Source organism: Martinezella sp. CNPSo 3959, from assembly GCF_057784355.1.
The window spans coordinates 352,262-378,190 of record NZ_JBXSOV010000001.1 but is presented as its reverse complement, the minus strand read 5'-3'; the positions used below and the strand labels follow the sequence as shown (position 1 = coordinate 378,190).

General features: G+C 58.5%; 31 protein-coding genes and 1 tRNA gene. 13 read left to right on the top strand and 19 right to left on the bottom strand.

The genetic code is table 11. The features are described 5' to 3' along the window. Window positions 1–39: 39 nt before the first annotated feature. From AC13RE_RS01985 to AC13RE_RS01955, 7 genes are all read left to right on the top strand, one after another. Window positions 40–1,038 carry an RluA family pseudouridine synthase gene (locus AC13RE_RS01985; RefSeq protein WP_488561768.1) on the top strand — a complete coding sequence of 333 codons (999 nt, stop codon included), beginning with the start codon at window positions 40–42 and terminating at the stop codon, window positions 1,036–1,038. Continuing rightward, a complete protein-coding gene (locus AC13RE_RS01980; protein WP_015340000.1) occupies window positions 1,035–1,688 on the top strand; it encodes an HAD-IA family hydrolase in 654 nt (217 codons plus the stop codon). The genes AC13RE_RS01985 and AC13RE_RS01980 overlap by 4 nt, the downstream gene beginning before the upstream one ends. A gap of 9 nt (window positions 1,689–1,697) precedes the next feature. Further along, window positions 1,698–2,483, top strand: coding sequence for an ATP12 family chaperone protein (locus AC13RE_RS01975; RefSeq protein WP_488561767.1), 786 nt, complete (start codon window positions 1,698–1,700; stop codon window positions 2,481–2,483). A 144-nt stretch (window positions 2,484–2,627) separates the two neighbouring features. Further along, the gene (locus AC13RE_RS01970) at window positions 2,628–3,023 is read left to right on the top strand and encodes a hypothetical protein (RefSeq protein ID WP_488483322.1); all 396 of its coding nucleotides are present in this window, start codon (window positions 2,628–2,630) and stop codon (window positions 3,021–3,023) included. Window positions 3,024–3,086: 63 nt separating this feature from the next. After that, window positions 3,087–4,619, top strand: coding sequence for an acyl-CoA carboxylase subunit beta (locus tag AC13RE_RS01965; RefSeq protein ID WP_488561766.1), 1,533 nt, complete (start codon window positions 3,087–3,089; stop codon window positions 4,617–4,619). Window positions 4,620–4,742: 123 nt separating this feature from the next. Next, window positions 4,743–5,135 carry a DoxX family protein gene (locus AC13RE_RS01960; protein ID WP_488483323.1) on the top strand — a complete coding sequence of 131 codons (393 nt, stop codon included), beginning with the start codon at window positions 4,743–4,745 and terminating at the stop codon, window positions 5,133–5,135. A gap of 139 nt (window positions 5,136–5,274) precedes the next feature. Then, complete coding sequence (locus AC13RE_RS01955; protein WP_488561765.1) at window positions 5,275–5,661, top strand: DoxX family protein; 387 nt, start codon at window positions 5,275–5,277, stop codon at window positions 5,659–5,661. Window positions 5,662–5,667: 6 nt separating this feature from the next. Here the strand turns inward: AC13RE_RS01955 and sugE are convergent, their stop codons facing one another. From sugE to AC13RE_RS01925, 6 genes are all read right to left on the bottom strand, one after another. Then, entirely contained in the window at window positions 5,668–5,982 is a 315-nt protein-coding gene (sugE, locus tag AC13RE_RS01950; RefSeq protein WP_488561764.1) for a quaternary ammonium compound efflux SMR transporter SugE, read from the bottom strand. Between the two features lie 134 nt (window positions 5,983–6,116). Then, complete coding sequence (gene fghA / locus AC13RE_RS01945; RefSeq protein WP_488561763.1) at window positions 6,117–6,953, bottom strand: S-formylglutathione hydrolase; 837 nt, start codon at window positions 6,951–6,953, stop codon at window positions 6,117–6,119. Continuing rightward, window positions 6,950–7,414 carry a YaiI/YqxD family protein gene (locus tag AC13RE_RS01940; RefSeq protein ID WP_488561762.1) on the bottom strand — a complete coding sequence of 155 codons (465 nt, stop codon included), beginning with the start codon at window positions 7,412–7,414 and terminating at the stop codon, window positions 6,950–6,952. Before AC13RE_RS01940 ends, fghA begins: the two co-directional genes overlap by 4 nt. A gap of 74 nt (window positions 7,415–7,488) precedes the next feature. Continuing rightward, window positions 7,489–8,616 carry an S-(hydroxymethyl)glutathione dehydrogenase/class III alcohol dehydrogenase gene (locus tag AC13RE_RS01935; protein WP_488561761.1) on the bottom strand — a complete coding sequence of 376 codons (1,128 nt, stop codon included), beginning with the start codon at window positions 8,614–8,616 and terminating at the stop codon, window positions 7,489–7,491. Window positions 8,617–8,778: 162 nt separating this feature from the next. Then, on the bottom strand, window positions 8,779–10,788 hold the full coding sequence (locus tag AC13RE_RS01930; protein WP_488561760.1) for an acetyl-CoA carboxylase biotin carboxylase subunit: 2,010 nt from the start codon (window positions 10,786–10,788) through the stop codon (window positions 8,779–8,781). A gap of 81 nt (window positions 10,789–10,869) precedes the next feature. Then, entirely contained in the window at window positions 10,870–11,805 is a 936-nt protein-coding gene (locus AC13RE_RS01925; protein ID WP_488561759.1) for a DMT family transporter, read from the bottom strand. A 218-nt stretch (window positions 11,806–12,023) separates the two neighbouring features. Here AC13RE_RS01925 and AC13RE_RS01920 point away from each other — a divergent pair, with 218 nt between their 5' ends. Then, complete coding sequence (locus AC13RE_RS01920) at window positions 12,024–12,446, top strand: helix-turn-helix domain-containing protein (protein ID WP_112339000.1); 423 nt, start codon at window positions 12,024–12,026, stop codon at window positions 12,444–12,446. A 38-nt stretch (window positions 12,447–12,484) separates the two neighbouring features. Here the strand turns inward: AC13RE_RS01920 and AC13RE_RS01915 are convergent, their stop codons facing one another. The 3 genes from AC13RE_RS01915 to AC13RE_RS01905 form a co-directional block, all read right to left on the bottom strand. Beyond that, on the bottom strand, window positions 12,485–12,679 hold the full coding sequence (locus tag AC13RE_RS01915) for a hypothetical protein (RefSeq protein WP_015339987.1): 195 nt from the start codon (window positions 12,677–12,679) through the stop codon (window positions 12,485–12,487). An 80-nt stretch (window positions 12,680–12,759) separates the two neighbouring features. Then, window positions 12,760–12,975: a hypothetical protein gene (locus tag AC13RE_RS01910; RefSeq protein ID WP_015339986.1), complete on the bottom strand. Its 216-nt coding sequence runs from the start codon at window positions 12,973–12,975 to the stop codon at window positions 12,760–12,762. 293 nt (window positions 12,976–13,268) lie between these two features. After that, window positions 13,269–13,353, bottom strand: a tRNA-Leu gene (locus AC13RE_RS01905). Window positions 13,354–13,590: 237 nt separating this feature from the next. Between AC13RE_RS01905 and lipB the strand changes: the two genes are divergently transcribed. Further along, window positions 13,591–14,307, top strand: a complete 717-nt coding sequence (lipB, locus tag AC13RE_RS01900) for a lipoyl(octanoyl) transferase LipB (RefSeq protein ID WP_488561758.1) — start codon at window positions 13,591–13,593, stop codon at window positions 14,305–14,307. 102 nt (window positions 14,308–14,409) lie between these two features. Here the strand turns inward: lipB and AC13RE_RS01895 are convergent, their stop codons facing one another. Further along, window positions 14,410–14,577 (bottom strand): hypothetical protein, encoded by a 168-nt coding sequence (locus AC13RE_RS01895; RefSeq protein WP_165915193.1) that lies wholly within the window; start codon window positions 14,575–14,577, stop codon window positions 14,410–14,412. Window positions 14,578–15,163: 586 nt separating this feature from the next. Between AC13RE_RS01895 and AC13RE_RS01890 the strand changes: the two genes are divergently transcribed. After that, the gene (locus AC13RE_RS01890; protein WP_041677455.1) at window positions 15,164–15,700 is read left to right on the top strand and encodes a hypothetical protein; all 537 of its coding nucleotides are present in this window, start codon (window positions 15,164–15,166) and stop codon (window positions 15,698–15,700) included. A 60-nt stretch (window positions 15,701–15,760) separates the two neighbouring features. On the opposite strand, the gene AC13RE_RS01885 is transcribed toward AC13RE_RS01890, so the two are convergent. Beyond that, on the bottom strand, window positions 15,761–16,255 hold the full coding sequence (locus AC13RE_RS01885; RefSeq protein ID WP_488561757.1) for a peptide deformylase: 495 nt from the start codon (window positions 16,253–16,255) through the stop codon (window positions 15,761–15,763). Between the two features lie 303 nt (window positions 16,256–16,558). Here AC13RE_RS01885 and AC13RE_RS01880 point away from each other — a divergent pair, with 303 nt between their 5' ends. Next, entirely contained in the window at window positions 16,559–16,948 is a 390-nt protein-coding gene (locus AC13RE_RS01880; RefSeq protein WP_069612249.1) for a MerR family transcriptional regulator, read from the top strand. An 88-nt stretch (window positions 16,949–17,036) separates the two neighbouring features. Here AC13RE_RS01880 and AC13RE_RS01875 read toward each other — a convergent pair whose 3' ends face one another. The 4 genes from AC13RE_RS01875 to AC13RE_RS01860 all read right to left on the bottom strand — a co-directional run bounded on the left by AC13RE_RS01875 (window position 17,037) and on the right by AC13RE_RS01860 (window position 19,956). After that, a complete protein-coding gene (locus tag AC13RE_RS01875; protein WP_488561756.1) occupies window positions 17,037–17,633 on the bottom strand; it encodes a hypothetical protein in 597 nt (198 codons plus the stop codon). Between the two features lie 93 nt (window positions 17,634–17,726). Beyond that, on the bottom strand, window positions 17,727–18,200 hold the full coding sequence (locus AC13RE_RS01870) for a methyltransferase family protein (RefSeq protein WP_488561755.1): 474 nt from the start codon (window positions 18,198–18,200) through the stop codon (window positions 17,727–17,729). Window positions 18,201–18,212: 12 nt separating this feature from the next. Further along, window positions 18,213–19,202, bottom strand: coding sequence for a heparan-alpha-glucosaminide N-acetyltransferase (locus tag AC13RE_RS01865; RefSeq protein ID WP_488561754.1), 990 nt, complete (start codon window positions 19,200–19,202; stop codon window positions 18,213–18,215). Window positions 19,203–19,263: 61 nt separating this feature from the next. Further along, entirely contained in the window at window positions 19,264–19,956 is a 693-nt protein-coding gene (locus AC13RE_RS01860; RefSeq protein ID WP_488561753.1) for a DUF599 domain-containing protein, read from the bottom strand. Between the two features lie 197 nt (window positions 19,957–20,153). Here AC13RE_RS01860 and AC13RE_RS01855 point away from each other — a divergent pair, with 197 nt between their 5' ends. Both AC13RE_RS01855 and AC13RE_RS01850 read left to right on the top strand, forming a co-directional pair. Then, window positions 20,154–21,563: an L-serine ammonia-lyase gene (locus AC13RE_RS01855; RefSeq protein ID WP_132716637.1), complete on the top strand. Its 1,410-nt coding sequence runs from the start codon at window positions 20,154–20,156 to the stop codon at window positions 21,561–21,563. A gap of 58 nt (window positions 21,564–21,621) precedes the next feature. After that, window positions 21,622–22,056, top strand: a complete 435-nt coding sequence (locus tag AC13RE_RS01850; RefSeq protein ID WP_488561752.1) for a DUF1489 family protein — start codon at window positions 21,622–21,624, stop codon at window positions 22,054–22,056. On the opposite strand, the gene AC13RE_RS01845 is transcribed toward AC13RE_RS01850, so the two are convergent. From AC13RE_RS01845 to AC13RE_RS01830, 4 genes are all read right to left on the bottom strand, one after another. Next, window positions 22,053–22,328, bottom strand: a complete 276-nt coding sequence (locus AC13RE_RS01845; RefSeq protein WP_132716636.1) for a hypothetical protein — start codon at window positions 22,326–22,328, stop codon at window positions 22,053–22,055. The two genes, AC13RE_RS01850 and AC13RE_RS01845, sit on opposite strands and share 4 nt — an antisense overlap. A gap of 125 nt (window positions 22,329–22,453) precedes the next feature. Next, window positions 22,454–23,959 (bottom strand): serine hydrolase, encoded by a 1,506-nt coding sequence (locus AC13RE_RS01840; RefSeq protein WP_488561751.1) that lies wholly within the window; start codon window positions 23,957–23,959, stop codon window positions 22,454–22,456. A 117-nt stretch (window positions 23,960–24,076) separates the two neighbouring features. Further along, a complete protein-coding gene (locus AC13RE_RS01835; protein ID WP_488561750.1) occupies window positions 24,077–24,844 on the bottom strand; it encodes a hypothetical protein in 768 nt (255 codons plus the stop codon). A gap of 321 nt (window positions 24,845–25,165) precedes the next feature. After that, window positions 25,166–25,771, bottom strand: coding sequence for a transglutaminase-like cysteine peptidase (locus AC13RE_RS01830; protein WP_488561749.1), 606 nt, complete (start codon window positions 25,769–25,771; stop codon window positions 25,166–25,168). Between the last annotated feature and the right edge of the window lie 158 nt (window positions 25,772–25,929).

The window sequence follows — 25,929 nt, the reverse complement described above, 5'->3', positions numbered from 1 at the left end:
CAACGCTTGGGACATGCCGCGGTATTTGAAAGAAGAAGAATGGCCGGGATTGAGCATATTAAGGTCGAGCCTGACGAGGCCGGCATGCGCCTGGACCGCTGGTTCAAGGTGCATTTTCCAGGGCTCGGCTTCGGACAATTGCAAAAGCTGATGCGTTCGGGCCAGGTGCGTGTCGATGGTGGCCGCGTGAAGACGGATGCCCGCGTACAGCCGGGGCAGGTGGTGCGCGTGCCGCCGCTCGATGTCGACGCCAAAGGGCCGAAAGGCGGGCCTATTGCCAGCAACGACCTCAAGCACTCCGGCGACGCCGAACTTCTTGCGCGCATGCTGCTGCATGAAGACGACAAGGTCTATGTCCTGAACAAGCCGGCAGGCCTCGCCGTGCAGGGCGGTTCCGGCCTTACGCGCCATATCGACAAGATGCTCGAGGCATGGACCAGCAAGAAAGGCGAGAAGCCGCGCCTTGTGCATCGTCTTGACCGCGATACGTCAGGCGTCCTCGTCGTTGCCCGTACCCGGGGTGCAGCGCAGAAGCTGACAGCTGCGTTCCGCGAGCGCGATACCAAGAAGACCTACTGGTCGCTGGTCAAGGGCGTGCCGCGCAAGCATGAGGACAAGATCTCCACCTGGCTGGTGAAGGAAGCGACGGCCGATGGCGACCGCATGCGCATCGCCAAGCATGGAGAAGAGGGCGCCGATCACGCCATCTCCTACTATCGCGTGCTCGAGACCGCAGCGCAGAGCCTAGCCTGGCTGGAAATGGAGCCTTATACCGGCCGTACCCACCAGCTGCGTGTCCACGCGCTGCATATGGGCCATCCGATCATCGGCGACCCCAAATATTTCGATGACGATCCGAACTGGGATTTTCCGGGCGGTGTCCAGAAGCGCCTGCATCTGCATGCGCGCCATATCGACATCCCGCATCCGAGCGGCGGACGCCTGCGCGTCACCGCGCCTTTGCCACCGCATATGGTTCAGACCTGGAACCTTCTCGGTTTCGATATGGAATCGGCAGGGGAGCCGGACGACGAATGAAGCTGGTCCTATTCGATTGTGACGGCACGCTGGTCGACAGCGCGCGGCTGATCCATGAGGTTATGGCGCGCACCTTCGTGGCCTTCGGCTATAAGCGCCCCGATGTTTCTGCGACGAAATCGATCATCGGCCTGACGCTCGATATCGCCATTGCCCGCCTGCAGGGCAAGCCGCATGTCGACGACGAAGCGATTGCCATGACGGCGCACTACAAGTCGATCTTTCCGGAGGTGCGAGACGAGGCCGACATGCAGACGCCGCTTTTCGACGGCATCAAGCCGCTGATCGAGACGCTTGCGGCCCGCGATGAACTGCTGATCGGCGCAGTGACGGGTAAATCCCGTCGCGGCCTGACCCATATCCTTGAGGTCAACGACTTCGCGCCCTATTTCATTGTCTCACGCACCGCCGACGACTGCCCGTCCAAGCCGCATCCGGCGATGGTCACGGAATGCTGCGACGAGACTGGCATGGATCCGCACGATACGATCGTGATCGGTGACGCCATCTACGACATGCAGATGGCGAAGTCGGCGGGTGCGACTGCCATCGGCGTTGCCTGGGGCTATGCTTCGGTCGAGGAGCTGCTGGCAGCAGGCGCCGATGCCATCGCCCACCATCCGAACGATTTGTTGAGCCATATTCTCTGAGGTGACGCCATGCGCGACCTGTTGAACGATCTTTCCGAAGGTCTCAGCCATCCCGATCCGATCCGCCGTGCTCAGATCCAAATGAAGAAGCCGTTGCCGAAACGCTTCTATAAGGATGTGGCGATCTGCGCGGAGGAGGGCGGTCATGCCATCGCTCTGGATGGCAAAGTAGTGAAGACGCCGGCGCGGTATTCGCTGGCCCTGCCGACAGAAGCACTTGCCAAGCTGGTGGCCGCAGAATGGGCGCGTCAGGTTGACGTGATCGATCCCGCGAGCATGCCTGTGACGCGCCTCGTCAATACCGCCATCGATGGCGTTGCGACGGAGAGCCAGGCCGTATTCGACGAAATCGTCCGCTTCTCCGGCAGCGATCTGCTTTGCTACCGCGCCGACGGTCCCGAGCGGCTCGTCGAGCGGCAGTCGGAGCGCTGGAATCCGGTGATCGAATGGGCAGCGCGCGACCTAGGTGCCCGCTTCATCCTGGCCGAAGGCGTCATGCACCAGGAACAGCCTAAAGAGGCTATCGCGGCTTTCGCCGCTGCTTTGCACGAGTTCGACACACCGATGGAACTCGCGAGCTTGCACACGATCACGACTCTGACCGGTTCGGCGATCCTGGCGCTGGCCTTTGCGAAAGGTTTCCTGCCGCTTGCCGAGGTCTGGTCGCTCGCTCATCTCGACGAGGATTGGACAATCGAGCATTGGGGCAGCGACGACGAAGCCGAGCAGCGTCGTGCACAACGTTTTGAGGAGTTTCAGGCCGCGGCCGCGGTTTTTTCCGCGCTTCGCAGTTGAATATTGTTGATTTCCAGTCCTTTATATCGATCTGCATATCTTGCAAATTCGAAAGTCGGGGCAGGGATCATGTTGTTGTGGAGGCCGAGAGCCATACCGGCGCTCGTGGGAAGTCTGGCATTGGCCGCTTGCTCGAGCTGGTCCGTGGATCCTCCGCCTCCAACCTATGCCGTGCGCAGCGCAACCGTCGTCGCCGATCAAGCACTGCCGCCGGTGTCGCCGGCACTGGTTGCAGCCGTCAATGATCGTGTCAACGCCGCGATCGCCGCTACGAGCTTCGGTCCGCAATTGCCACAGGTTGCCATCACAGTCCGACTGAGCGACGTGCGCAAGGCACGCGGCTTCAATCGCGACCGCAGCAGCGCCAAGATCAATATCGATGCTGCGGCAGCCGATGGCGGCGCTGTGATTGCCATGGCATCGTTCGAGACCAGAACTGTCGCTCCTGATCCTGCCACCGCCGATGAGCTAATGGCGGAAGACATCGCCGCGCGGGTTCGTTCCATCTTTTCGCTGAACACACCACGGCTCGCAAACTAAGCCAACAGCTTCAAACAGGGCTCGCGCCATGCTAAGCCCGAGCGATGATGGAGAGAGGGCCGCATGAAGGAAATCCTGCAGGAACTGGAACGCCGTCGCGAGATTGCAAGGCTCGGCGGCGGGCAGGTGCGCATCGACGCACAGCACGCCCGCGGCAAGCTGACGGCTCGTGAGCGCATCGATATCTTCCTCGATGAGGGCTCTTTCGAAGAGTTCGATATGTTCGTCGAGCATCGCTCGACCGATTTCGGCATGGACAAGAGCAAGATTGCCGGCGACGGCGTCGTGACCGGCTGGGGCACGGTCAACGGACGAACTGTCTTCATTTTTGCCAAGGATTTCACAGTCTTCGGTGGATCTCTTTCAGAAGCACATGCGGAAAAGATCACCAAGGTGCAGGACATGGCGCTAAAGAACCGGGCGCCGATTGTCGGAATCTACGATGCCGGCGGCGCCCGCATCCAGGAAGGCGTGGCCGCACTCGGCGGTTACGCTGAGGTATTCCAGCGCAACGTACTGGCCTCCGGCGTCATTCCGCAGATTTCCGTCATCATGGGCCCCTGCGCCGGCGGTGACGTCTATTCTCCAGCCATGACCGACTTCATCTTCATGGTTCGCGACACCTCCTATATGTTCGTCACCGGGCCGGATGTGGTGAAGACCGTTACCAACGAGACCGTGACATCCGAGCAGCTCGGCGGTGCCTCCGTGCACACGACGAAATCCTCGATTGCGGATGCCGCCTACGACAATGATGTCGACACGCTCCTGCAGGTGCGCCGTCTCATCGATTTCCTGCCGCAGTCGAACACGGCCGCGGTGCCGGAGATCGAGTGCTATCAGTCGGTGACGGCACCGGATAATTCGCTCGATACGCTGATCCCAGCCAATGCCAACAAGCCCTACGACATCAAGGAACTGATCCTGAAGGTGGCGGACGAGGGCGATTTCTTCGAAATCCAGGAAAGCTTCGCCAAGAACATCGTCTGTGGCTTTGGCCGCATCGAGGGCGCCACGGTCGGATTTGTCGCCAATCAGCCGATGGTGCTTGCCGGAGTGCTCGACAGCGACGCGTCGCGGAAGGCTGCGCGTTTCGTGCGTTTCTGCGATTGCTTCAATATCCCGATCGTCACCTTCGTCGACGTGCCGGGCTTCCTGCCGGGAACGGCACAGGAATACGGCGGCCTGATCAAGCACGGCGCCAAGCTGCTATTCGCCTATGCAGAAGCGACCGTGCCGAAACTGACGGTCATCACCCGCAAGGCCTTCGGCGGCGCCTATGACGTCATGGCCTCGAAACATCTGCGCGGCGACCTCAACTATGCCTGGCCGACGGCGCAGATCGCCGTCATGGGCGCCAAGGGTGCCGTAGAGATCATCTTTCGCAAGGATATCGCCGATCCGGAGAAGATCGCGGCTCATACGAAGATGTACGAAGACCGTTTCCTGTCGCCCTTCGTTGCCGCGGAGCGCGGTTACATCGACGAGGTGATTATGCCGCGCTCGACCCGGCGCCGGCTGGCCCAGGGTCTCAGAATGTTGCGCAACAAGGATCTGACCAATCCCTGGAAGAAGCACGACAATATCCCCCTTTGAGTCCGTGACAACACGTCACGGATATCACACGGAAAATTGATCCGACGTCAGAAGCCGTGTTTTCACGTTCCCGGTCGTGCGCACTATTGCTTCCTCGTGGGGGAGTTAAAACTGGAGTTTAACATGGCGCTTTCCGATCGGCTGAATCAATATCAGCCCTATGCTCTTACTGTCTTGCGCGTCGTCACCGGCGCGTTGTTCATCGAACACGGCTTGCAGAAGCTGTTTGGCTTTCCGCTCGGCGGTCAGTTCCCAAGCCCGCTGCCGACCTTGCTTCTGGTTCAGGGTATCCTTGAAGTTATCGGTGGATTGGCAACGATCGTGGGCTTCTTTACCCGTCCGGTCGCGTTCATTCTGTGCGGCAACATGGCGGTCGCCTATTTCATGGCGCATTATCCGAAGAATTTCTTCCCGGCCAACAACGGCGGTGACGCGGCGATCCTCTATTGCTTCGTCTTCCTGTTCCTGATCTTCGCAGGCCCGGGCCTGCTGGCGATCGACAACAACAAGAAGTAACCAGCCTCTCCGTCGGACTCGGTTGAATTGCCGGGTCCGGCGAATAAATTCGTCTCTCGCGTGTTTACTTCGTAAATCAGCGAAACGAGAGCACTTCTGACAGGATCTCCTTCGCATCCCCTATCGAACGGAGATCCTCATGTCATTTTCCGAGCGCTTGTCGCCCTACCAGCCTGCAGCCCTTGCAATTCTGCGAATCATAACTGCGCTGCTGTTCATCGAACATGGCACGCAAAAGGTCTTCGGCTTTCCGCCGGCGCCTTACGAAATCACGACGCTGTTCTTCGTGGCTGGGATCATCGAGCTCGTGGGCAGTGTGCTGATCCTGCTTGGACTTTTCACCCGGCCGATCGCCTTTCTCCTGAGCGGTGAAATGGCGATAGCCTACTTCATGGTGCATATGCAGATCGACTTCTTCCCGGCCAACAATCAGGGAGACGGGGCGATCCTGTTCTGCTTCATCTTCCTGTTTCTGGTGTTCGCCGGACCGGGAAGCTGGGCGCTGGACAATCGCCAGCGCCGATGATCTCAGTCAGGCGGTAAGCTTGAGACCGGCGATGCCTGCAACGATCAAGCCGATGCAGAGTAGTCGAACCAAGGTTGCGGGATCGCCGAGCAGCCATATGCCGAGCAGTACTGTGCCGACGGTACCGATACCGGTCCAGACCGCATAGGCCGTGCCCATGGGGAGGGTCTTTACGGCCAGACCGAGAAGCACGACACTGATGACCATGGAGATGACGGTGAGAACAGTCGGCACCAGCCGGGTGAACCCGTCGGTATATTTCAGGCCGACGGCCCAGCCGATTTCAAACAAGCCTGCGAGGAAAAGCACGAACCAAGCCATTTTACGCTCCTTTGTTAAGAGCGAGGCCGTCCCCGCGATGTCTACGGCCGATTTTGGATGTCGGCCGCCGCAGTCGTCTGCGTGCTTCCTATATGCCTTTGCCGACTGCCTATTTCAAGGCGATCGTACTACCTTTACTTTTCCAGCCGTTCGGCATGCCACTTCAGGTGATCGTCCATGAAGCTGGAGATGAAATAGTAGGAGTGATCGTAGCGCTCGTGCATACGCAGCGTCAGGCTAATATCCGTGCCCTTGATTGCGTCTTCGAACAGCCAGGGGCGCAGGCCGTTTTCGAGGAAGCTGTCGGCCTTGCCCTGATCGATGAGGAATTCGGGGAAGCGGGCGCCGTCTTCGACGAGCGCACAGGCGTCATAGCAGCGCCATGCGGCCTTGTCGCTGCCCAAATATTTCTCCAGCGCAGGGGCGGACCAATCGGCTGTCGACGGCTGTACGATGGGAGCAAAAGCGGAGCAGCTCTTGAAGCGGTCCGGGTTTTTCAACGCGATCGTCATGGCGCCATGGCCGCCCATGGAATGGCCGAAGATGCCCTGACGGCTCATGTCGGCGCGGAATTGCCTGGCGATGAGAGCGGGCAGTTCCTCGGTGATGTAAGTGTACATCTGATAGTTTTCGGCCCAGGGCGTCTCGGTGGCGTCGAGATAGAAGCCGGCGCCTTTGCCCATCTGCCAGTTGGTGAGCTCGTCCGGCACGTCATTGCCGCGCGGGCTGGTGTCGGGGCAGACGATGATCATGCCAAGCTCGGCGGCCATGCGGCGGTATTCGCCCTTTTCCATGACATTGGCGTGGGTGCAGGTGAGGCCGGAAAGATACCAGAGAACCGGTCGAGGCTCCTTGACGGCCTGAGGCGGCACGAAGACGGCAAAGGTCATCTCGCATTTGCAGGCTTCGGACTCATGCGAGAAGACACCCTGCATGCCGCCGAAGGCGGTGTTCTGGGAAATGATGTTCACGGCTGGCCTCCAGGCGTTTGATTGGCTTTTGAACGCCGGCAGAGCCGGTCGAAAGTTTCGAGAAAGTTGGAGCGGTCACGCGGCGAGAAGGCGGCGTTGTAGCCCTTGCTTTCGCCGGTTTCGCGAAGATGTGCGCCGAGGTCGCGCATGGCGGTCGCCATGCCGATATTGGTCTTATCGAAGACGCGGCCGGTTGGTCCCGTCACCAGCGCGCCGGTCGCAACGCAACGGCCCGCGAGCGGCACGTCGGCGGTGACGACGATATCTCCGGCACCGGCATGCTCGGCGATCCAGTTGTCGGCGGCATCGAAGGCATTGGAGACGATGACGTTGTGCACCATCGGGTCGCGCGACGGCCGCAATCCCGAATTGGCGACGAAGGTCACCTCGATGCCGTGGCGTTCGGCAACCTTCAGGATTTCCGGCTTGACCGGGCAGGCGTCGGCATCGACATAAATCATGATATCAAATCTTTTCAGTTATATGCGGCGATTTTCTCATGCGCCGCATACATCTTGCCAAGTGGCTTTTACCGTCAATACAGGACGACGCTACGGATGCTTTCGCCGGAATGCATGAGTTCGAAACCCTTGTTGATGTCTTCGAGGGGCATGGTGTGGGTGATCATGGGATCGATCTCGATCTTGCCTTCCATGTACCAGTCGACGATCTTCGGGACATCGGTGCGGCCACGCGCGCCGCCGAAGGCCGTGCCCATCCACGAGCGGCCGGTGACGAGCTGGAACGGACGCGTCGAGATCTCCTGGCCGGCGCCGGCAACGCCGATGACCACCGACTTGCCCCAGCCGCGATGGCTGGCTTCCAGCGCCTGGCGCATCACCTTGGTGTTGCCGGTGCAGTCGAAGGTATAGTCGGCGCCGCCGATCTGGTCGGCCCCGCGCTTGGTCATGTTGACGAGATAGGGCACGATGTCGTCGCCGACCTCCTTCGGATTGACGAAATGCGTCATGCCGAAGCGCTCGCCCCATTCCTTCTTGTCATTGTTGAGATCGACACCGATGATCATGTCGGCGCCGGCAAGCCGCAAGCCCTGGATGACGTTCAAACCGATGCCGCCGAGGCCGAAGACGATCGCCGTTGCACCCATCTCCACCTTGGCGGTGTTGATGACCGCACCGATGCCTGTGGTGACGCCGCAGCCGATATAGCAGATCTTGTCGAAGGGGGCGTCGGGATTGACCTTGGCGACGGCAATCTCCGGCAGCACGGTATAATTGGCGAAGGTCGAGCAGCCCATATAGTGATGGATCTTGTCCTTGCCGATCGAGAAGCGCGAGGTGCCATCCGGCATCAGACCCTGGCCCTGGGTCGCGCGGATCGCGGTGCACAGATTGGTCTTGCGCGAGAGGCAGGACGGGCATTCGCGGCATTCGGGGGTATAAAGCGGAATGACGTGATCGCCCTTCTTCACCGAGGTCACCCCCGGACCGACATCGACGACGATGCCGGCGCCCTCATGGCCGAGGATCGCCGGAAACAAGCCTTCCGGATCGGCACCCGAGAGCGTGAAATCATCGGTATGGCAGATGCCGGTTGCTTTGACCTCGATCAGCACTTCGCCGGCTCTCGGCCCCTTAAGCTGAACCGTCATCACCTCAAGCGGCTTGCCAGCCGCAACCGCGACTGCTGCTCTTACGTCCATGATCTCGTCCCTTCCTGCTATGATTTGGTCCGCCCGACATTGGCATGGGCATATGGGGCGGCTCAAGCCAAAATCAGACACTTAGCGTCGCAATTATCATGTTTTAGCCGAGCAATCGCCGCGCGGCTTTTTCCACATGGCTGCGATGGCGAAGCTTCTCGATCAGGTGAATTCCATGATCACGGCGTCAACGGCGAGGCTTTCGCCCGGCTTGGCGTTGATCTTGCCGATGACCAGATCGCGTTCGGCTCGCAGGACATTTTCCATCTTCATCGCCTCAACAATGGCCAGTGTTTCGCCTGCCTTGACTTCCTGTCCCTCGGCGACGGCAATCGCGACGACCAAGCCCGGCATGGGGCAGAGCAAGAGCTTCGACGTATCCGGCGGCAATTTGACCGGCATCAGCTTGTCGAGTTCGGCCTGACGCGGCGTAAACACCCTGGTCCGGACGGAAATGCCCTGCCAATCGATGCGCAGACCATTGAGCACGGTACGGATCTGGGCTGTCAGCTTGCGGCCGCCGACGGTGCCGGCCCATACCGAATCGCCGGGACGCCAGTCGGTCGCGACAGTTACGATTCGGGTGCCGATCTGCATGTCCATCTCGAAGGGAATGGTCACCATGCCCTCAAGCAACGTCACAGGCAGATAGTCGGCACCAAGCTTGACAACCCAGCTCTCCCGCAGCGGCGCGGCGGCTGGACGCAGCCGGTCGGCATAGCGCTCGCGGCGGTTGGATTCGATCAGGCTGCAGGAAAGGGCGATTGCCGACAGCAAAGCGGTTTGGTCCTCGTCCGGCGTCACCGGCGCAAAGCCGTCGGGATATTCCTCGGCAATGAAGCCCGTGGAGAGGCGGCCTTCGCGCCAGCGCGGATGCTTCATCAGAGCCGAGAGGAACGGCATATTGTGCTCGATGCCATCGACGACAAAGCCATCCAGGGCTGCGCCCATCGCTTCGATCGCCTCCAGCCTCGTCGGAGCCCAGGTGCAGAGCTTGGCGATCATCGGATCGTAATACATGGAGATTTCGGCGCCCTCGAAGACGCCGGTATCGTTGCGCACGACCGATGTCTCGGTCTTACCTTCACGCGGCGGACGATAGCGCGTCAAGCGGCCGATCGAGGGCAGGAAGTTGCGGTAGGGATCTTCCGCATAGAGGCGGCTTTCGATGGCCCAGCCGTTGAGCTTAATATCCGCCTGCTTGAACGGCAGCTTCTCGCCGGCTGCAACACGGATCATCTGCTCGACGAGATCGATGCCGGTGACAAGCTCCGTGACCGGATGCTCGACCTGCAGGCGGGTGTTCATTTCGAGGAAATAGAAATTCCTGTCGCGATCGACGATGAATTCGACCGTGCCGGCACTTTGGTAATCGACGGCCTTGGCGAGCGCCACGGACTGTTCGCCCATGGCCTTGCGCGTCGCTTCGTCCAGGAAAGGCGAGGGCGCTTCTTCGACGACCTTCTGGTTCCGGCGCTGGATGGAGCATTCGCGCTCGCCGAGATAGACGACATTTCCGTGAGCGTCGGCCAATACCTGGATTTCAATATGTCGGGGGTCGACTACGAATTTTTCGATGAAGACGCGGTCGTCGCCGAACGAGCTTTTCGCCTCCGAACGGGCGCGCTCGAAACCGTCGCGCACTTCGTCCTTGCTCCAGGCGATGCGCATGCCCTTGCCGCCGCCGCCGGCGGACGCCTTGATCATGACAGGATAGCCGATCTCGGCGGCGATTCTTTCGGCCATCTCGGCATCATCGATGATGCCGAGATGGCCCGGAACGGTGGAAACCTTGGCCGCATTGGCGAATTTCTTCGATTCGATCTTGTCGCCCATGGCTTCGATCGCCTTTGGCTTCGGGCCGATGAAGACGATGCCTTCCTTCTCCAGTGCCGCGCAGAAGGAGGCGCGCTCTGAGAGGAAGCCGTAACCTGGATGAACCGCTTCTGCGCCTGTCTGCTTGCAGGCAGCGATGATCTTGTCGGCGACGAGATAGCTTTCGGCAGCGGGAGCGGGACCGATATGGACTGATTCATCCGCCATTTCGACATGAAGAGCATCCCGATCAGCATCGGAATAGACGGCGACCGTGAGGATGCCCATGCGGCGCGCAGTCTTGATCACGCGGCAGGCAATCTCGCCGCGATTTGCGATGAGGATTTTCTTGAACATGCAATCTCCGCCCAACTACTCTATTCAGTCAGTGTTTTAGCCATAAATTGCTTGCCTGGTCCATGCGCAACATGTCCGCGCTTACGTCGTTTTTTCCAAACTCGACTGCATACGCTCCCGCCAGATGATGAAGAGGCCCGAGCCGACGATAATGGCAATGCCGATCCATTTGGAAAGATTGGGAAAATCGCCGAAGATTGCGTAGCCGAGAACGGTGGCGGAAATGATCTCGAAATACTGGAATGGAGCAAGCAGCGACAGTGGCGCCAGCCGGAAGGCTCTGACGACGAGCATATGGGCGTAGCCTGAAATCGAACCGAGAATCAGGAGAAGCATCAGTCCGAGCGCCGAGGCGGGCAGGGACGGCTCAAAATCCGCAATACCGGCTGACGAGCCGGCAAACAGAGCCACGGCCATGAACACGGTGCCGCCGAGACCCGCCATGATCTGCATCGTCAACGGTGAGTCCGCCTCGCCGACAGCGCGGTTCATGAAAAGATAGAGCGCATAGAGAAATGCACAGGCGACCGGCAGCAGCGCCTTCAAGCCAAAGATCGCAAAACTCGGCTGAATGACGATCATTGCGCCGCCGAAGCCAATGACGATCGCCAGCCACCGCCGCCAGCCGACTTTATCGCCAAGAAACAAGGCGGAAAGCGCCGTCAGCATGAAGGGCTCGACGAAATAGATCGCGAAGACATCGGCAAGCGGCATGTATTTGACCGCGGCGAAAAAGAGTAGGCTCGCGGCGCCATGCAGCGCGCCGCGTAAAAGGTTCATCCATGGGCGCTTCGCCGAAAAGGCTGACCGCCCGGCTGCGGTCGCAAGGAGCGGCAGCATGCACACAAGCTGGAAGAAGAAGCGATAGAACGTCACCTGGCCCGGCGACATGCCTTCAAAACTCGCCATGTACTTGGCGATCGCATCCATCGTCGGCAGAAGGATCATGGCGCTTGCCATGATCGTCATGCCTCTAAGCGGATTTTGCTGCGTGGAAACGGCGGAAGAGAGGGGCATGCGTCAACTTCAAACACAGGACAAACATGCAAGCAAGACGCGCTTGAAAGCAGGTTGCAAGATGCGGTGGCAGCCATCCGCAAATGCCGTACTTTTCCAAATGGGACAGATCTCCCTGGCGAGATGACGCCCTTAGACCTATCTGGAGCTTTGGAACCGGCTAAAACATGACTGCGCGGCGAAAAATTGCTGGCGCGACCAGGAAAGGGATCGCACCGATGTTCAAACCAGAACAAGAGACGACCGTTTTTTCGGATGAAGGCGGCGATACGCTTGGCGGACGCCTGTCAATGGCTCGCGATGCCGCGGGAATCAGCCTCGAAACGCTGGCCGGACAGCTTGGCGTCAGCGAGGAGACGATGCTCGCGTGGGAATCCGATCGCGCCGAACCCAACCCCTCCGCGCTGGCCAAGATGTCAGCTCTTTTCGATGTTTCACCGGCATGGTTGATGACCGGATCGGGTGACGGACCCGGAGAGGACAGCGATGAGCGCGCCCTTGAAGCCGTGAAGAACGAGCTATCGCGGCTGCGCACCGCCTATCAGGAGGTCGGTCGGCTGATAGAGACGACAACAAAGCAGCTCGAACGCCTCGACCATCAGATCAGGCTGCGCAATCTGAGCAAGGATGTGGCGCATTGAGCGCGGCTTCCCTCGACGTGGCGCGGGCTTAAGTACTTCTAGCTTAATCGGGCAATCGTATCGTCGAGGGTGTCGATCGCGAGTTGTTCACGGGCGATCATGTCGTCGAGATCGATGACCTCTCCGATCTGTTTCGCGTCAATGCCCTGCATCTTCATCGCCAGCAGTTCGTTGCGATGGGCGATCTTTTCGCCTCTGATTTTGATAAGCTTCAAGCGAAAATCATCATTCATTTCCAATCCCTCCGTTTGGAATGAAGTGTCGCCATTTCCGGACTGCCATCGTTCCCCAGCTCGTCTCGTCTGCTTCAATCTCAGTCGTGTCCACGGCCGCGATAGGTGGTAGGAACGCCGGCTTTCTCATGGCATTGCGCTAGGGTTTCCAGCCATTCCGCCAACCCTTCCGGGACTTTGGCATTTCCAGCTTCCAGCGCCTCCACCCATGACAGGTCACATTGCAGAGCGCTCGCCAGATTGATGGGCGTCCAGCGTATATGCAAAAGGCATTCTGAAAAGCGCTCCGGTGTCATTCATCTTCCCCCTGTCTGAAGAGTTTCACGGTGCCAGAGAGGGGCGCGAAGTCAAGTGATCAGGGAAATACGACGGCTGTTCCGGCCCATCAGGGTAGGCGAACTACCTCTCGGCATGAATTTCGCGAGTAACTTGTGTGGGTAACGGGGGCAGCATGGCAATATTCCCGACGCTTTGATCGGTTCGCGTGTCGTCAGCAGGCGGACGATGGCGTGCAAGATAATGTGGTACTGAAGCAAGCGTTAGCTACGCATTGTTTTAAAAACAAAAAACCCGGCCAAAGCCGGGTTTTTGGTGCGGTCGAGAAGACTCGAACTTCCACGGGTTGCCCCACAGCGACCTCAACGCTGCGCGTCTACCAATTCCGCCACGACCGCATCGTGGTAGGCCGGATTGCTCCGGCGCGGCTGCATGTAGCAAAAGCATTCGGGGGGCACAAGAGCGATATGTCAGTTTTTTTAAATTCCTTCACAGCTCCTCCGATCTGACATGTGCGAATGCTGCCGAAACGCCTTACATGTTTGAATTCCCGCTCGAATGACGCCATATGTGGACAACCCGTCGGCGCGCAGGATTTCCACACATGCGGCCTGCGGCGCGCAAAGGACTGCCATATGCTTCGCACCGAACTTTCTCACCAGATGTTTCCCGTTCAAGGTACGCCGCCCGTCCGCTGGCGGATCAGCGACGGTCTCGTGCCTTATGAGGAGGCGGTTGCCACCATGGAGGCGGAGGTAGCCGCGATTGCCGAAGGGCAGGCGCCGGAGCTCGTCTGGCTGGTCGAACATCCTCCGCTCTATACGGCGGGCACCAGCGCTGATGCTGCCGATCTGATCGAACCGGATCGATTCCCGGTCTTTGCGACTGGACGCGGGGGTGAATATACCTATCACGGGCCAGGTCAGCGCGTCGCCTATGTCATGCTGGACCTCAAGTGTCGGCGGCAGGATATCCGTGCCTTCGTCGGCGCGCTCGAGGAGGTCATCATCCGCACGCTTGATTCGATGAATGTGCGTGGCGAGCGGCGAGAGGATCGAGTTGGCGTTTGGGTCAGGCGCCCGGAGAAGCCCACTCTGGCTGACGGCACCGTGTCAGAGGACAAGATCGCGGCGCTCGGCATCCGCGTGCGCAAATGGGTGACGTTTCACGGCCTTTCGCTGAACGTCGACCCCGATCTCGGGCATTTCACCGGCATCATTCCTTGCGGAATTTCGGCCTATGGTGTCACCAGTCTCGTCGACCTCGGCTTGCCGGTCATGATGGCGGATGTCGATATGCGCCTGCGCGAGGCGTTCGAACAGGTCTTCGGCGAAACTGTCAATGACGCCTGAAAGTGATCGGCGATCGTCCGAAGACGATGCCGGATGTTGCGATGAATTTTAGTGCTGAGCAGGACAGGTCAAACGACCTGTCCGATTTGATGGCGAAAACTGCTAGAACTCGCAGGAGCGCTCTTCGGCGTCCTCTACCATCGGTACTTCCGAGTCATTCGGAACGAAGCGTTTCGATTTCTCCAAAAGATCGATCCTGTCTTCTGCCTTGAGAAGATCATGCAGTTTCTGATCGCTTAGGATATTGTCGCCAGTATCATGCGAGGTCATGCGGGCAACTCCTTGACCTCTGCAGGCGAGAGTAATTACCTCTCTCAGCCGCTAGCGCCTACGGGTTCGGTAGCCAACGGTGATATAAGGCTATACTCATTTGAGCGCTGTGGCGAATCTTTTGGTGCGTTGTCTCTCGACGGCCTTATCTACCAGAAAAAACGTCTGAAAGAAAAATGCCCTGGAAGGGAGAGCATCCAGGGCATAGAGAGGGGAACTGCATAACGGAAACTAGGGCGAGGTGCCCGCACTTCAAGGCCGAAGCTCACGATAGGTTGTATTTCGTCTGCGATCGCCCTTGCCCAAGCGCATCGCTGATCTGCGAATGACGGAAGTAAAATTGCAATGTGAATCGGCACCATCGATTCTTCCGTCTCCGGCTGACCTCAACACAGCGATGAACCGCCATCCAGGATTGCTGCTTCAGTCAAGTCACTCTTTTCGATAGCTATTTTTGTACAGTTTGCGTTCATGTTCGTCCGCATATGGTGTCTTCCGTCGCCCCCAGATCGCGTGTCGATTGACAATCGGCGGGGACGATACGATTAATAGTTTCGACATTCGTCATAGAGCGGAGGAAATGCCAATGACAAGTCGTGCCATTCTGTTGATGTCTTTTGCGTCTCTCACAGTTGTAGGCTCGATGGGCCTCGCTTCTTCGGCTTCTGCGCTAACCATGAAAGAGTGCAGCGCCAAATATCAGGCTGCCAAAACTGCTGGTACCTTGAACGGCCAGAAGTGGAATGACTTCCGCACAACGCAGTGCAGCGCGGACGCCAGCGCCACCACGACCACCGCTCCCGCAACCACTGCACCAGCGGCTACGACGCCTGCCAAGCCGGCGAAGACCACTGCGGCAGCCAAGGTCGACGCCAACGAGCCCGATGCTACCAAGCCGCCGGCAGCAGAACCGGCAAAGCCGACCACGGCTGCCCCGGCCGGCGTAACCTTCCCCGCAAAGGTCGACCCGAAATATGCTACCGAGACGCCCGGCAAGGGCCGCTTCCACACCTGCGTCGACGCCTATAACGCCGCCAAGGCCAGCAATTCGCTCGGCGGCCTGAAGTGGATCCAGAAGGGCGGCGGCTATTACAGCCTCTGCAATACCAAGCTCAAGGGCTGATTGCGGATCCAACCTCTTGCAGAACGGGCGCCTTTGGGCGCCCGTTTCTGTTTGCTTATATCAATGCTGCATCTTCTCCCATTTCTTCACCAGTCGGTCGCGCTTGAGCTTGGAGAGCCGCTGCAGCCAGAAAATGCCGTCAAGCTGGTCAATCTCGTGCTGAATGCAGATGGCCAGAAAGTCATGCGCCTCCGCTTCATGGGTTTCGCCGGCGATATCCCGATAGCGAAAGCGGATCGATTTCGGTCTGACGATCTCCTCCGTCGCTCCGGGCATGGAAACGCTACCCTCGGTATGCCGCATGGTTTCCGCCGACGACCATAGAATTTCCGGATTGATATAGATGCGCACGCCATCCTCGCGGCTGAGTTCGATCACGACGACCCGCTTGAGGACGCCGATATGCGGGCCGGTGATGCCGACGCCAGGCGCGGCCCGCATGGTGTCCAACAGATCATCGACAAGCATCCGCAGATCGTCATCGAAAGCGGTCACGGTGGTGGAGGGGGTTCGCAATAGCGGATCGGGAAAGCGGATGATGGGACGGACCGACACGGCACTCTCTAGCGGAAATGGAGGACATGGGTAGGAGGCTGCCAGGGTAAGGGGAAGATGATGGCAATGCCACCGCCTTGGTGGCCGCGTTCCCATCGCATTGATTCGTGCATTCGAATGGCCAAGGCGTCTGCTGTCTCTATGACGATTCCCATCGAATTTACGGGAAATTTCGTCCTCTCAGGCCTTGTGAGCCTATGATTTGGTGCCGCACTGGCAGGTCGAAAACTGACGGCAACCCGTCAAAATTGACTATTACGTAAAAGTCAATATTATGCTGACCAGCAGATTAGGGGCGGATTCTTGGTCGACGGATACTATAGCATAACGGAGCTCACTCGGGAATTCGGGGTTTCGACCCGAACGTTGAGGTTCTATGAGGACGAGGGCCTCATTCATCCTGAGCGCAGGGGCCGAACGCGCCTATTTCGCCCGGCCGACCGGCGTCTGATCATGGAAATTCTGCGCGGCCGCCGCATTGGCTTCACCATTGCCGAAATTCGCGAGATCATACAGGTCTACAAGGAGCCTCCGGGCGAGATCGGCCAGCTGAAGCTGCTGATGAAGCGCGTCGATGAGAAGCGCGACGAGCTGCGTCAGAAGCGCAAGGATATCGACGATACCCTGAGCGAGCTCGACAATGTCGAGGAAGCCTGCCTGGGGCGCCTGGCTGAAATCGGCGTTGGAACGTGATCAATCTACCTTTGCTTTATTCGCATTGTCCGAGCTTTTTTGTCATCTTGTAAGGAGGCCGGCAATTGGCTTGCCGTTTGAATTTCCGTTAATCGTCTGCTAGGCCGGTCCAGGCGGAGGAGCGAATGAACTTTTGCTCGTCATTGGCCGCCGACTCATCGAAGGCTGCTTTGTAGCGTCTTATCGTATCTGCCAATTGGTCGGCGGATATGTTTTGCAGATGGTTTGCCTCAAAAGTTATTCGGAGCAGATCAGTTCGAGCGGCTTTTACGGAGTCGGTGAGATGAGGTGCGCTTTCGCTACCATCCAATATCAAGATAACCTCTTTAAACAGGCGATATTGGCCACTTGCCTCTACTCGGACGCTCTTTATCTTCGCCCAAGGCAGAATCCTAAATATAATCCCGGGTGCCGATATGCCTTCTCGCGAAATTATCAGCACGATCTTGCTCCAATCCATACGGGATATCGTATAGGTGGCGGCACTCGCGAAGAGGATAAACGTCGTCAGCCAAATCAGAATGCGGATTTCATGGTCTAACGCCGGCTCGCCGGCGACCAGAATTTCTATAAATCGCAATGATCCATGAGAGAGTATGACACAGCAAGTGGCGGCGATGAGATAGTAGAACCGCTTCGAACGGCAAACAGCAATCGTTGGGTACTCATCAGCGTGATCGGCCAAACATCAAACTCCAAGATATTCGCCTCATTGCCAGGATGGGTTGGCACGATGCGCACACAATTATCAAATTAATCAAACGTAGGTTGTTGGAATTTACAACCAACGCCGTGTCCGTTTGCAATAAAATTCGAATTCGCAGCCGAATCGCGAGAGGAGATGCATCTCCTCGCAGCGGATGACGAGCAACGTCGTCAAGGCGGCTGCCACTGCCGCCATCGCCAGGAACCAGAGATTGCCGATCAGTAGGCCGAGGCCTGCAGTCAGCAGGGTATAGCCGAGATAGGTTGGATTGCGGGTGAAGCGAAAGGGGCCGGAGGTCACGAGATGCGCGCTGCAGCGCTGGGTCAGAATGGTGGTGCGGCGCTCCATCAACGTTTTGACGGCCCAGACATTCAACGTCACCGCAAAGGCGGTCAAGAGCGCGCCGACCACCCACGAAACCAGCGCCCAGATGAAGGGCAAAGGCAGAGGATACAGCCGCTGCAGAGACAGCGCCGCTATGACGGCCAAGCTATAGAGCAGCGGCGGCCACGGAAAACTCAGCGACTTCGAACGATAGGCATTCATAGAATAACCCTGTCATTGCGCTTCATCCGTGCATTGTATCGCGATTCGGCTTACACGTTCATCGCTATCTGCTTTGATCGCTCCGGATTGCAATGGTTTGAAAAGATTCTGGGCCTGTAACTTATCGAGTGTGCATTGGCAGAAGCTGCGGCACATGGCTTCGCTGCCCGACCGGGTGCAAGAGGCCACGCATTGCCTGATATAGCCAACCGTTGGGTCTTGCGGCGGGGCAGGAGCGACGAGCGATAGAAGATAGACGAGGCCAAACAGCACCGGCTGATGAACCAGATAGAAGATCAGGCTGTGACGGCCGGCGCGGGCGACGAGATTGCGGCCGGGCCCGAATTTTGCGAGCTGCTTCAGCCAGCCGAGAGAGGTTGCCAATTGCGCGATGCCGAGGCCGAACAAAAATGGCGTTAGCCACGGGAAGAGCGGCACATAGTCGTTCGAGCGCTGGATATTTTCCGAAAGCCCGACCCACCATAGCCACGGCGTGTCGAAGAACGTTGAATGCAGCGAGAGAGGCGCGATGACGTTGTCGATCACGATGCCGACGGTGAGCAATGCCGCGACCAAAAGCGTCAGGAATGCGGGCAGGCGCAGGAACAGGAGGCCAATAAGGCTCGCCGCCGCGATGCCGTGCAGGATGCCGAAGAAGATCCATTCGTCTTGCATACCAATGAAGGTGACGAGTGAGATTGCAGCGGCTGCGGCGACAATCATGCCCAGCCGTCGCCAGTAGGACCGCCAGCGAATTTCCGGCGTATTGGCAAGCACGAGACTGAAGCCAGCTAGGAACAGGAAGGTACTGGCAATGGCGCGGGCATAGAGCTTCAGCCAGCCGGTTTCCGCCGTACCAGAATCAAGATAGCCGAAGAATTCGAAATCCCAGGTGCCATGATAGCTCGCCATGGCGAGCAGGGCAGCACCGCGCGCCGTATCCAGAATGCCGATGCGAGGCGTCTTTTGCGGAACGTCGGCGCTCGCGGCGATGGCGGCCATTACTGAGTCCTTCCAGGCATGAATTCAAGTCTTTGCAGCGGTATGGGCCGACGCGGCCTTGTCATGACATATCGCCATCCATGATGGCCAGACGGGCGTCGGAAAAAAACTGACGGCGGATCAGCACTACGATGATGAAAATCGTCGTCGCCATGAAGACATAGGGGCTCAGGAACCAGCCGAGATAACCGATGGACAGGAAGATTGCCCTGAGGCCGGCATTGAAATTGCGCGCGGCAATGATGTTCATACGCACCACGCGCTCGGCGGCTCTCTCCGCGGCCAGCGGATCGAGAATGGCATCTTCGCGCATCGGCAGGGAGCCGAAGAGAATGGTGCAATAGTTGAACAGGCGGTAAGCCCAGCCGAATTTGAAGAAGGCATAGCCAAAGAGGCAGGCAAGCCCGGCCACCTTGATTTCGAAGGCCGTGCGACCACCGTTGAGAATGAAGGGCATGTCCGAGAAGAAGGCGTTGATCTTGTCGGTGGCGCCGAGAAGCGCAAAGCAGCTGCCGATGGCGAAAATCGATGTGGAGGCAAAGAAGCCGGTGCCGTTCTGCAGGCCGGCGAGGATCTGCGTGTCGATCATCTTCAGATCGCGGCGCAGCGAATTATAGATCCACTCGCGGCGGCGCTCGTTCATTGCCCGCGTCAGGCTGATGCGATTGAAGAAGCTGGCGCTGCTGGTGATCCAGTTCAGTGCGACCCAGAGAAAGATGAAAAGGGCGAGGGCGACATAGTCGGCAGTCGTCATAAAGGCAGGTTCTCCAGATCAATACCATGTGGACTGTAGCTCAGCGCGAGCCGCGCGCAATGGCCTTCTGTTTGCTTCTCGAATGCCTATATGTAATGTCGCTGCCATGAAATCCGATGTCGGCCAATCACCGTGCAAGCTTGCCGCGATAGCGTAGCCTTGCGGGAAATCGATTTGCCTGGAGGCACCAAAGGTCCATGTTTCTCTCAGTTTTTGATGTGTTCAAGATCGGTGTGGGACCGTCCAGCTCGCACACGATGGGCCCAATGTCGGCCGCGAATCGCTTCTTGGACCTCTTGCTGTCGAACGAGTGGCCGCGACCGTCTTCGAATGTACATGTTGAGTCGATCAAGGTCAGCCTGCATGGTTCGCTGGCGCATACGGGTATCGGCCACGGCACGGGCAGGGCCGTCATCCTCGGCCTGATGGGCGAAAAGCCTGACAGCGTCGATCCCGACCATATGGATGGCATCATCGACGAGGTCGAGCGCAGCGGGCGCATCACGCCGCCAGGTCATCCGACCTATCAATTCCAGCCGAAGACCGATCTGATCTTCGACAAGAAGGTGCCTCTCCCGGGCCATGCCAACGGCATGAGTTTTTCTGCTTTCGACCGGGATGATCGGCTGCTCCTGAAGCGCATCTATTATTCCGTCGGCGGCGGATTCGTTGTCACCGATACCGAATTGGAGCAGATGAAAGCCGATCGGAAAAAGCCGGCTGCAGCGGGCGAACGGATTCCTTTCCCCTTTGCCACCGCCAAGCAGATGCTTGAAATGTCGGAGCGCTCCGGCCTTTCCATCGCGCAGATGAAGCGCGCCAATGAAGAGACGCGCATGAGCGCCGAGGAACTGGATGCCGGTCTTGACCGCATCTGGGCGGCCATGAGCAGTTGTATCGATCGCGGCCTCAAGGTCGATGGCATCATGCCGGGTGGCCTGAAGGTCCGCCGGCGCGCACGCGCCATTCACGACAAGCTGCAGCAAGAGTGGCGCAGCAACCGCATCAATCCGCTGCTCGCCAATGACTGGCTGAGTGTTTACGCCATGGCCGTCAATGAAGAGAATGCTGCCGGCGGCCGCGTCGTCACAGCGCCGACCAATGGCGCGGCAGGCGTCATTCCTGCTACGATCCGCTACTATCAGCATTTCCATGAGGATTGGGATCAGGACGGCATTCGCAACTATCTTCTGACGGCTGCCGCCGTCGGCGGCATCATCAAGCATAATGCCTCGATTTCCGGCGCCGAAGTCGGCTGTCAGGGCGAGGTCGGTTCGGCGGCTGCGATGGCGGCGGCCGGGCTTGCCGCCGTGATGGGTGCGACGCCGGAACAGATCGAGAATGCCGCAGAAATCGCGCTGGAACATCATCTTGGCATGACCTGCGATCCGGTCGCCGGACTGGTGCAAGTTCCGTGCATCGAACGAAACGCTCTCGGCGCGGTCAAGGCAGTCACTGCTGCCTCGCTCGCCATCAAGGGCGACGGCCAGCATTTCGTGCCGCTCGACGCCTGCATCGAAACCATGCGTCAGACGGGTCACGACATGAGCGAGAAATATAAGGAAACCTCCACCGGCGGTCTGGCGGTTAACGTCGTGGAATGCTGAGTGTGGACGCCTGATCTAAAAGCTTGACGCTGCCGGTCAAAAGGACTTCAACGGCACTATGGCTTTGCATCTCATCAAATTGTGCGTCGGCGCGGATTCGCTGGATGATCTGCGCGAATGGGTCTCCGAGCGGGCGATGAACGCCATCGCTGCAGGACTGGAGCCGCACACGACCCATACGACGCGCATGGTGCCGAAGCGGATCGAGGAACTGTTGGACGGCGGCTCGCTCTATTGGGTGATCAAGGGACAGGTGCAGGCAAGGCAGAAATTGCTAGGTATCGAGAGCTTCACCGATGCTGATGGTATTCAGCGTTGCCGGCTTATTCTCGACCCGAGCGTTGTCGAGACGACAGGGCAGCCGAGGCGTCCGTTTCAGGGCTGGCGGTATCTGCCGCAGGACGACGTGCCGCGCGATCTCGATAGTCTCGGCGCGGCAGCCGAATTGCCCGCCGATCTGCGGCGGGAACTTTCCGAACTTGGTTTGCTTTAACGCAGCCGCATCATGATCGGCGCACGGCCGGTCGGCGCAGTGATATGCAGATGAATATGAGCCTCCGGCTGCGCGTAGCGCCAGGCGCGCGCGCCGTGGCAGAGCAGAACGCCGATCAGGTCTTTCGTCTTGTTGCGCGAGCGCGAACGGCTGAGACCGAGGTCCGCCAATCGCATCGCCGCCTCATGCAGCGGATGAAGAGCAAAGCTCTTCTGTTTCATCTTGCCCCCGCTATCGAGCGAGAAACCGGGAAAGTTCTCGTTCATTGCCATTTCAAAACCCCGTACACGTTACAAACTCAGGGCCGGCCCGTTTGACGTTCGGAACCGGAAGATCAGAGCCATAGAGGGCCCGACCAATTTTCAAATCATGAGGCGCGAAAACACCCGCCACATGCTTATTCCATACTCGCCCAGCACTTGACGCCGGCACGCTTGAGCGCCTTGCAGGCATTCACTGCCTCGCTCTGATCTTCAAAGCCGCCGAAGCGGGCGCGGTAACCGCCGTCAAAGGCGACTGCATAGGGCTTGGCCGAACGCAATGCCTTGCCGGCTTTGCTCTTCGCCGTATCAAGGAGATCGGTCGCGCCATCCTTACTGGAGGAAACGCCAATCTGAACGATCCAGCCGCTAGGCCCGCGTTCAGCTTTGGTTGTCTTTGCAACCTTCTCGGTCTTTTCAGTGCGCTGCAGCTTTACCAGCTTCGTATCGCTTCTGGAGGTCGATGCTGTCGTTACGGTATCGATTTCGTCCTCATCCGCGTCGTCCGAGGATCCGGCGGCAGCTGTTTCGTCATAGGCGGGCTGCTTCACGGGCTCTGGCTTTGCCGAAAGCAGTGGATTGGAAGAGGAAGATTGTGGCGTTACCGCTGCGAAGGCTGCCGCGCTGGAAGGACTGGAATCGGCGACTTCGGTCGCCGCGTTGTTCTTGATCTTTGCACGGCTGATATCCGCCATGCGTGCACTGGCTGCCTGCACGTTGGGGGATGCGGCTGGCACCTGCGCGATCACATTGGAATCAATATGTTTTGTCGATGCCTTGGGCAGATAGTCAGCGATCAGCTTGCGCATCTGATTGTCGCGAGCCGGCGTCGAAGCGCCGCCAAGGACCACACCGACTATGGAACGACCGTCGACTTTGACAGAGGTCGCCAGATTGTAGCCGGCGGCGCGCGTGTAACCGGTCTTGATGCCGTCAACACCGCGCACGGAGCCGACCAGGCGATTGTGGCCAAGGATCGTGCGATTGCCGAGCCGGAAGCTCGTTTCGGAGAAGAAGCCGTAATATTCCGGAAAATGTTCGCGCAAAGCGATACCAAGGCGAGCCTGATCACGAGCCGTCGTCATCTGCGCTGTGTTCGGTAGGCCGTTCGGGTTGCGATAGGTCGTGCGCGTCATACCAAGCGCTCGCGCCTTATCGTTCATCATCCGGGCAAAACCTTCCTCCGAACCGCCGAGCATCTCGCCAAGCGCCATCGCGGCGTCGTTGGCGGACTTCGTGACGATGCCAAGGATCGCCTCGCGCACGGTCACGGAACGACCGGGGCCGATACCGAGCTTGGTCGGCGCCTGAGCGGCAGCATTCTTTGAAAATACGACGGGAGTATCCAGGGTGATGCGACCGGCCTCAAGCGCTTCGAAGGTCAGGTAGACCGTCATCATCTTGGTCAGCGAGGCAGGATAGTGGAGCGTGTCGGCATTTTCGCTATAGAGAACATTGCCTGTATTGGCGTCGATGACGATGCCGGCATATTTCGGACCGGCCGCGCTTGCGTCAACGACAGTCACAGTGATCGTCGCCGTCGCGATCGAAAAACCAAGAAGCGCTCTCGCCAGAATTTTACCGGTTTGAGACGACGAAACGGGTAGAATGGATCTGGACACTAAATCACTCTCTGCTTGCATTTACATTCTCGATTATCCGGCCGCCGCCTCCATGAACGGCCGTTCCGCTCGACAGTAGAGGCTTAGCGTTACCAATCGGTTTATGATGAACAGTTGGTTTCAGGTTTCTGCGTCATTTTAGCGGCCACCAACAGCCATTGCCGCGGGCGTGGCATCATCCACAAGGCGCGTCTTGACGAAGTCCTGGATGGCGGCATCCATCGTGCGCCAATCCCCGAGCTGATTGCTGGAAAAGCGGTAGAGAACACTCAGATCCTTGCCAACCTTAACATCCCTCTGGCAATCGCCGCTCGTTGCCAAGGCTGGCGAGGAGGGCAGGAGGCAACGCACGACATAGTCGGTTTCACCGGATCGCGAAGCGGTTAAAAGGATTTCACCATTGTAGCCGGCATCGGCGCGAAGCCGATGTGCCGTCAGGCCAAAGGGGCCGGCATAGGAAGCGCCGTCCATCAATTGCGAATAGATCGGACCAAGCCGGCCGGACATATCACGAGACATCGTGCTCTGGCTGATCTGGAGAAAGATCAGCGAGGACGCTTGCGAGATATCGTCGAAGCGCAACCGGTCGGCTTCACTATAGCCCTGCATCTGCGGCCAGGTCAGATAGAGATCGACGCGCTCGGCCGGGCCATTGAGGCGCTCGCTCGGAAAGCGGATGGTGTTCGCGGCGAGGCGTATCGTGTCATCGCCGATCGTGATGGAGATAGGTTTGGTATCGGTCGTATGACCCGCGAGCGAAATTTTCTCGCCGAGCCAGTTTCCACCGACGGATATGGCTACGGTCAGCGCAGCCAGGACGGCAACACCTGCCATGAGCCGATAGACAAAGCCGCTCGATATTAGCGGGCTTTCTTCGACCATTGTGGCGGATGACAGTGGAGCCATGTTCTTGCCTTCATCTCCTTGCGCCCGCCATCTTCGATGACGAGTACTGAGGGCGTCCAACTTTCGAGTCTCATTGAAGATATGATTGGCGCGGCGATGGTTAATTGACGGTTAAATATAGGTCGCAATCCGTGCTAACGGCACAGTTAATTCGCCGGAATGTTCAGTGCTTATCTCGCGAGGGCCGCGAAATGAAAAGAGCCGTTCCCGGGGACAGCGGGAACGGCTCGGAGGCACCGGCCTGGACAGAAATCAGGGGACGAGACCGGGCCTCTGACTTTACCGCCGACGCTAGGCCGCCGGCGATCTGGTATGGGGGGCTTACTTCAAGCTGCCGACCGCAACAGCGCGGCCGTCCTGGATCTTGACCCAGCGAGCCGGATGATCTGCGGACTGGCGCTTCAGGAAGGTGTATTCGGTCTCCGACCAGAGCTTCACCTTGTTGCGCATGTTATCGAGAATGAAATCACCACGATCCGTGCGGACGGTCAGAACGGCATGGCCTTCGCCGTTCGGCTGCAGCACCACGGTCATGAGCAGATCGGAAGGCGAGACGCCGGCATCGATGAGCTGCTTGCGCTTCAGCAGCGCGAAATCCTCGCAGTCGCCGGCTGTGGTCGGGATCGCCCACTTCTCCTCAACACCGTAAAGTTCCATATCCGTCATCGGCTTGATGGTCGTATTGACCGTGTAGTTGACCTTCAGGATCGTCTTCCAGCTATCCTCATTGAGGATCATCGGCCCTGCATCGCCACCGGAATAAGCGCATTCACGCGGGTTTTCCTTGCAGAATTCGTAATGACCGATCGGAGGAGCAGCGTCGCCTGTTATCGTCATGTTGGCGGGTGCTGCCTGAGCAGCACCGAACAAGCCAAGAGTGGAAAGCGCCAGAGCGGCAACGCCGCGAATTGCGATTTGAAAGTTCATGTCCCTGTCCCTGTTTTATTGGGATCAGAATGACACGCGTGATTTTATCTGACGCAAAATTGCACAGTCAAATTAATGGCTTAGTTAAATCAAATCTGGCGAAAATTCTCATAAAATACGCAGAAAACTTGATTCAAGTTCGCGGCAAATTCGATTAA

Coding starts and splice junctions, on each gene's coding strand:
- AC13RE_RS01985 (WP_488561768.1), top strand. CDS start 40: ATGGCCGGGATTGAGCATATTAAGGTCGAGCCTGACGAGGCCGGCATG.
- AC13RE_RS01980 (WP_015340000.1), top strand. CDS start 1,035: ATGAAGCTGGTCCTATTCGATTGTGACGGCACGCTGGTCGACAGCGCG.
- AC13RE_RS01975 (WP_488561767.1), top strand. CDS start 1,698: ATGCGCGACCTGTTGAACGATCTTTCCGAAGGTCTCAGCCATCCCGAT.
- AC13RE_RS01965 (WP_488561766.1), top strand. CDS start 3,087: ATGAAGGAAATCCTGCAGGAACTGGAACGCCGTCGCGAGATTGCAAGG.
- AC13RE_RS01960 (WP_488483323.1), top strand. CDS start 4,743: ATGGCGCTTTCCGATCGGCTGAATCAATATCAGCCCTATGCTCTTACT.
- AC13RE_RS01955 (WP_488561765.1), top strand. CDS start 5,275: ATGTCATTTTCCGAGCGCTTGTCGCCCTACCAGCCTGCAGCCCTTGCA.
- sugE (WP_488561764.1), bottom strand. CDS start 5,982: ATGGCTTGGTTCGTGCTTTTCCTCGCAGGCTTGTTTGAAATCGGCTGG.
- AC13RE_RS01940 (WP_488561762.1), bottom strand. CDS start 7,414: ATGATTTATGTCGATGCCGACGCCTGCCCGGTCAAGCCGGAAATCCTG.
- AC13RE_RS01935 (WP_488561761.1), bottom strand. CDS start 8,616: ATGGACGTAAGAGCAGCAGTCGCGGTTGCGGCTGGCAAGCCGCTTGAG.
- AC13RE_RS01930 (WP_488561760.1), bottom strand. CDS start 10,788: ATGTTCAAGAAAATCCTCATCGCAAATCGCGGCGAGATTGCCTGCCGC.
- AC13RE_RS01925 (WP_488561759.1), bottom strand. CDS start 11,805: ATGCCCCTCTCTTCCGCCGTTTCCACGCAGCAAAATCCGCTTAGAGGC.
- AC13RE_RS01920 (WP_112339000.1), top strand. CDS start 12,024: ATGTTCAAACCAGAACAAGAGACGACCGTTTTTTCGGATGAAGGCGGC.
- AC13RE_RS01915 (WP_015339987.1), bottom strand. CDS start 12,679: ATGAATGATGATTTTCGCTTGAAGCTTATCAAAATCAGAGGCGAAAAG.
- AC13RE_RS01910 (WP_015339986.1), bottom strand. CDS start 12,975: ATGACACCGGAGCGCTTTTCAGAATGCCTTTTGCATATACGCTGGACG.
- lipB (WP_488561758.1), top strand. CDS start 13,591: ATGCTTCGCACCGAACTTTCTCACCAGATGTTTCCCGTTCAAGGTACG.
- AC13RE_RS01895 (WP_165915193.1), bottom strand. CDS start 14,577: ATGACCTCGCATGATACTGGCGACAATATCCTAAGCGATCAGAAACTG.
- AC13RE_RS01890 (WP_041677455.1), top strand. CDS start 15,164: ATGACAAGTCGTGCCATTCTGTTGATGTCTTTTGCGTCTCTCACAGTT.
- AC13RE_RS01870 (WP_488561755.1), bottom strand. CDS start 18,200: ATGAATGCCTATCGTTCGAAGTCGCTGAGTTTTCCGTGGCCGCCGCTG.
- AC13RE_RS01865 (WP_488561754.1), bottom strand. CDS start 19,202: ATGGCCGCCATCGCCGCGAGCGCCGACGTTCCGCAAAAGACGCCTCGC.
- AC13RE_RS01860 (WP_488561753.1), bottom strand. CDS start 19,956: ATGACGACTGCCGACTATGTCGCCCTCGCCCTTTTCATCTTTCTCTGG.
- AC13RE_RS01855 (WP_132716637.1), top strand. CDS start 20,154: ATGTTTCTCTCAGTTTTTGATGTGTTCAAGATCGGTGTGGGACCGTCC.
- AC13RE_RS01850 (WP_488561752.1), top strand. CDS start 21,622: ATGGCTTTGCATCTCATCAAATTGTGCGTCGGCGCGGATTCGCTGGAT.
- AC13RE_RS01845 (WP_132716636.1), bottom strand. CDS start 22,328: ATGGCAATGAACGAGAACTTTCCCGGTTTCTCGCTCGATAGCGGGGGC.
- AC13RE_RS01840 (WP_488561751.1), bottom strand. CDS start 23,959: ATGCAAGCAGAGAGTGATTTAGTGTCCAGATCCATTCTACCCGTTTCG.
- AC13RE_RS01835 (WP_488561750.1), bottom strand. CDS start 24,844: ATGGCTCCACTGTCATCCGCCACAATGGTCGAAGAAAGCCCGCTAATA.
- AC13RE_RS01830 (WP_488561749.1), bottom strand. CDS start 25,771: ATGAACTTTCAAATCGCAATTCGCGGCGTTGCCGCTCTGGCGCTTTCC.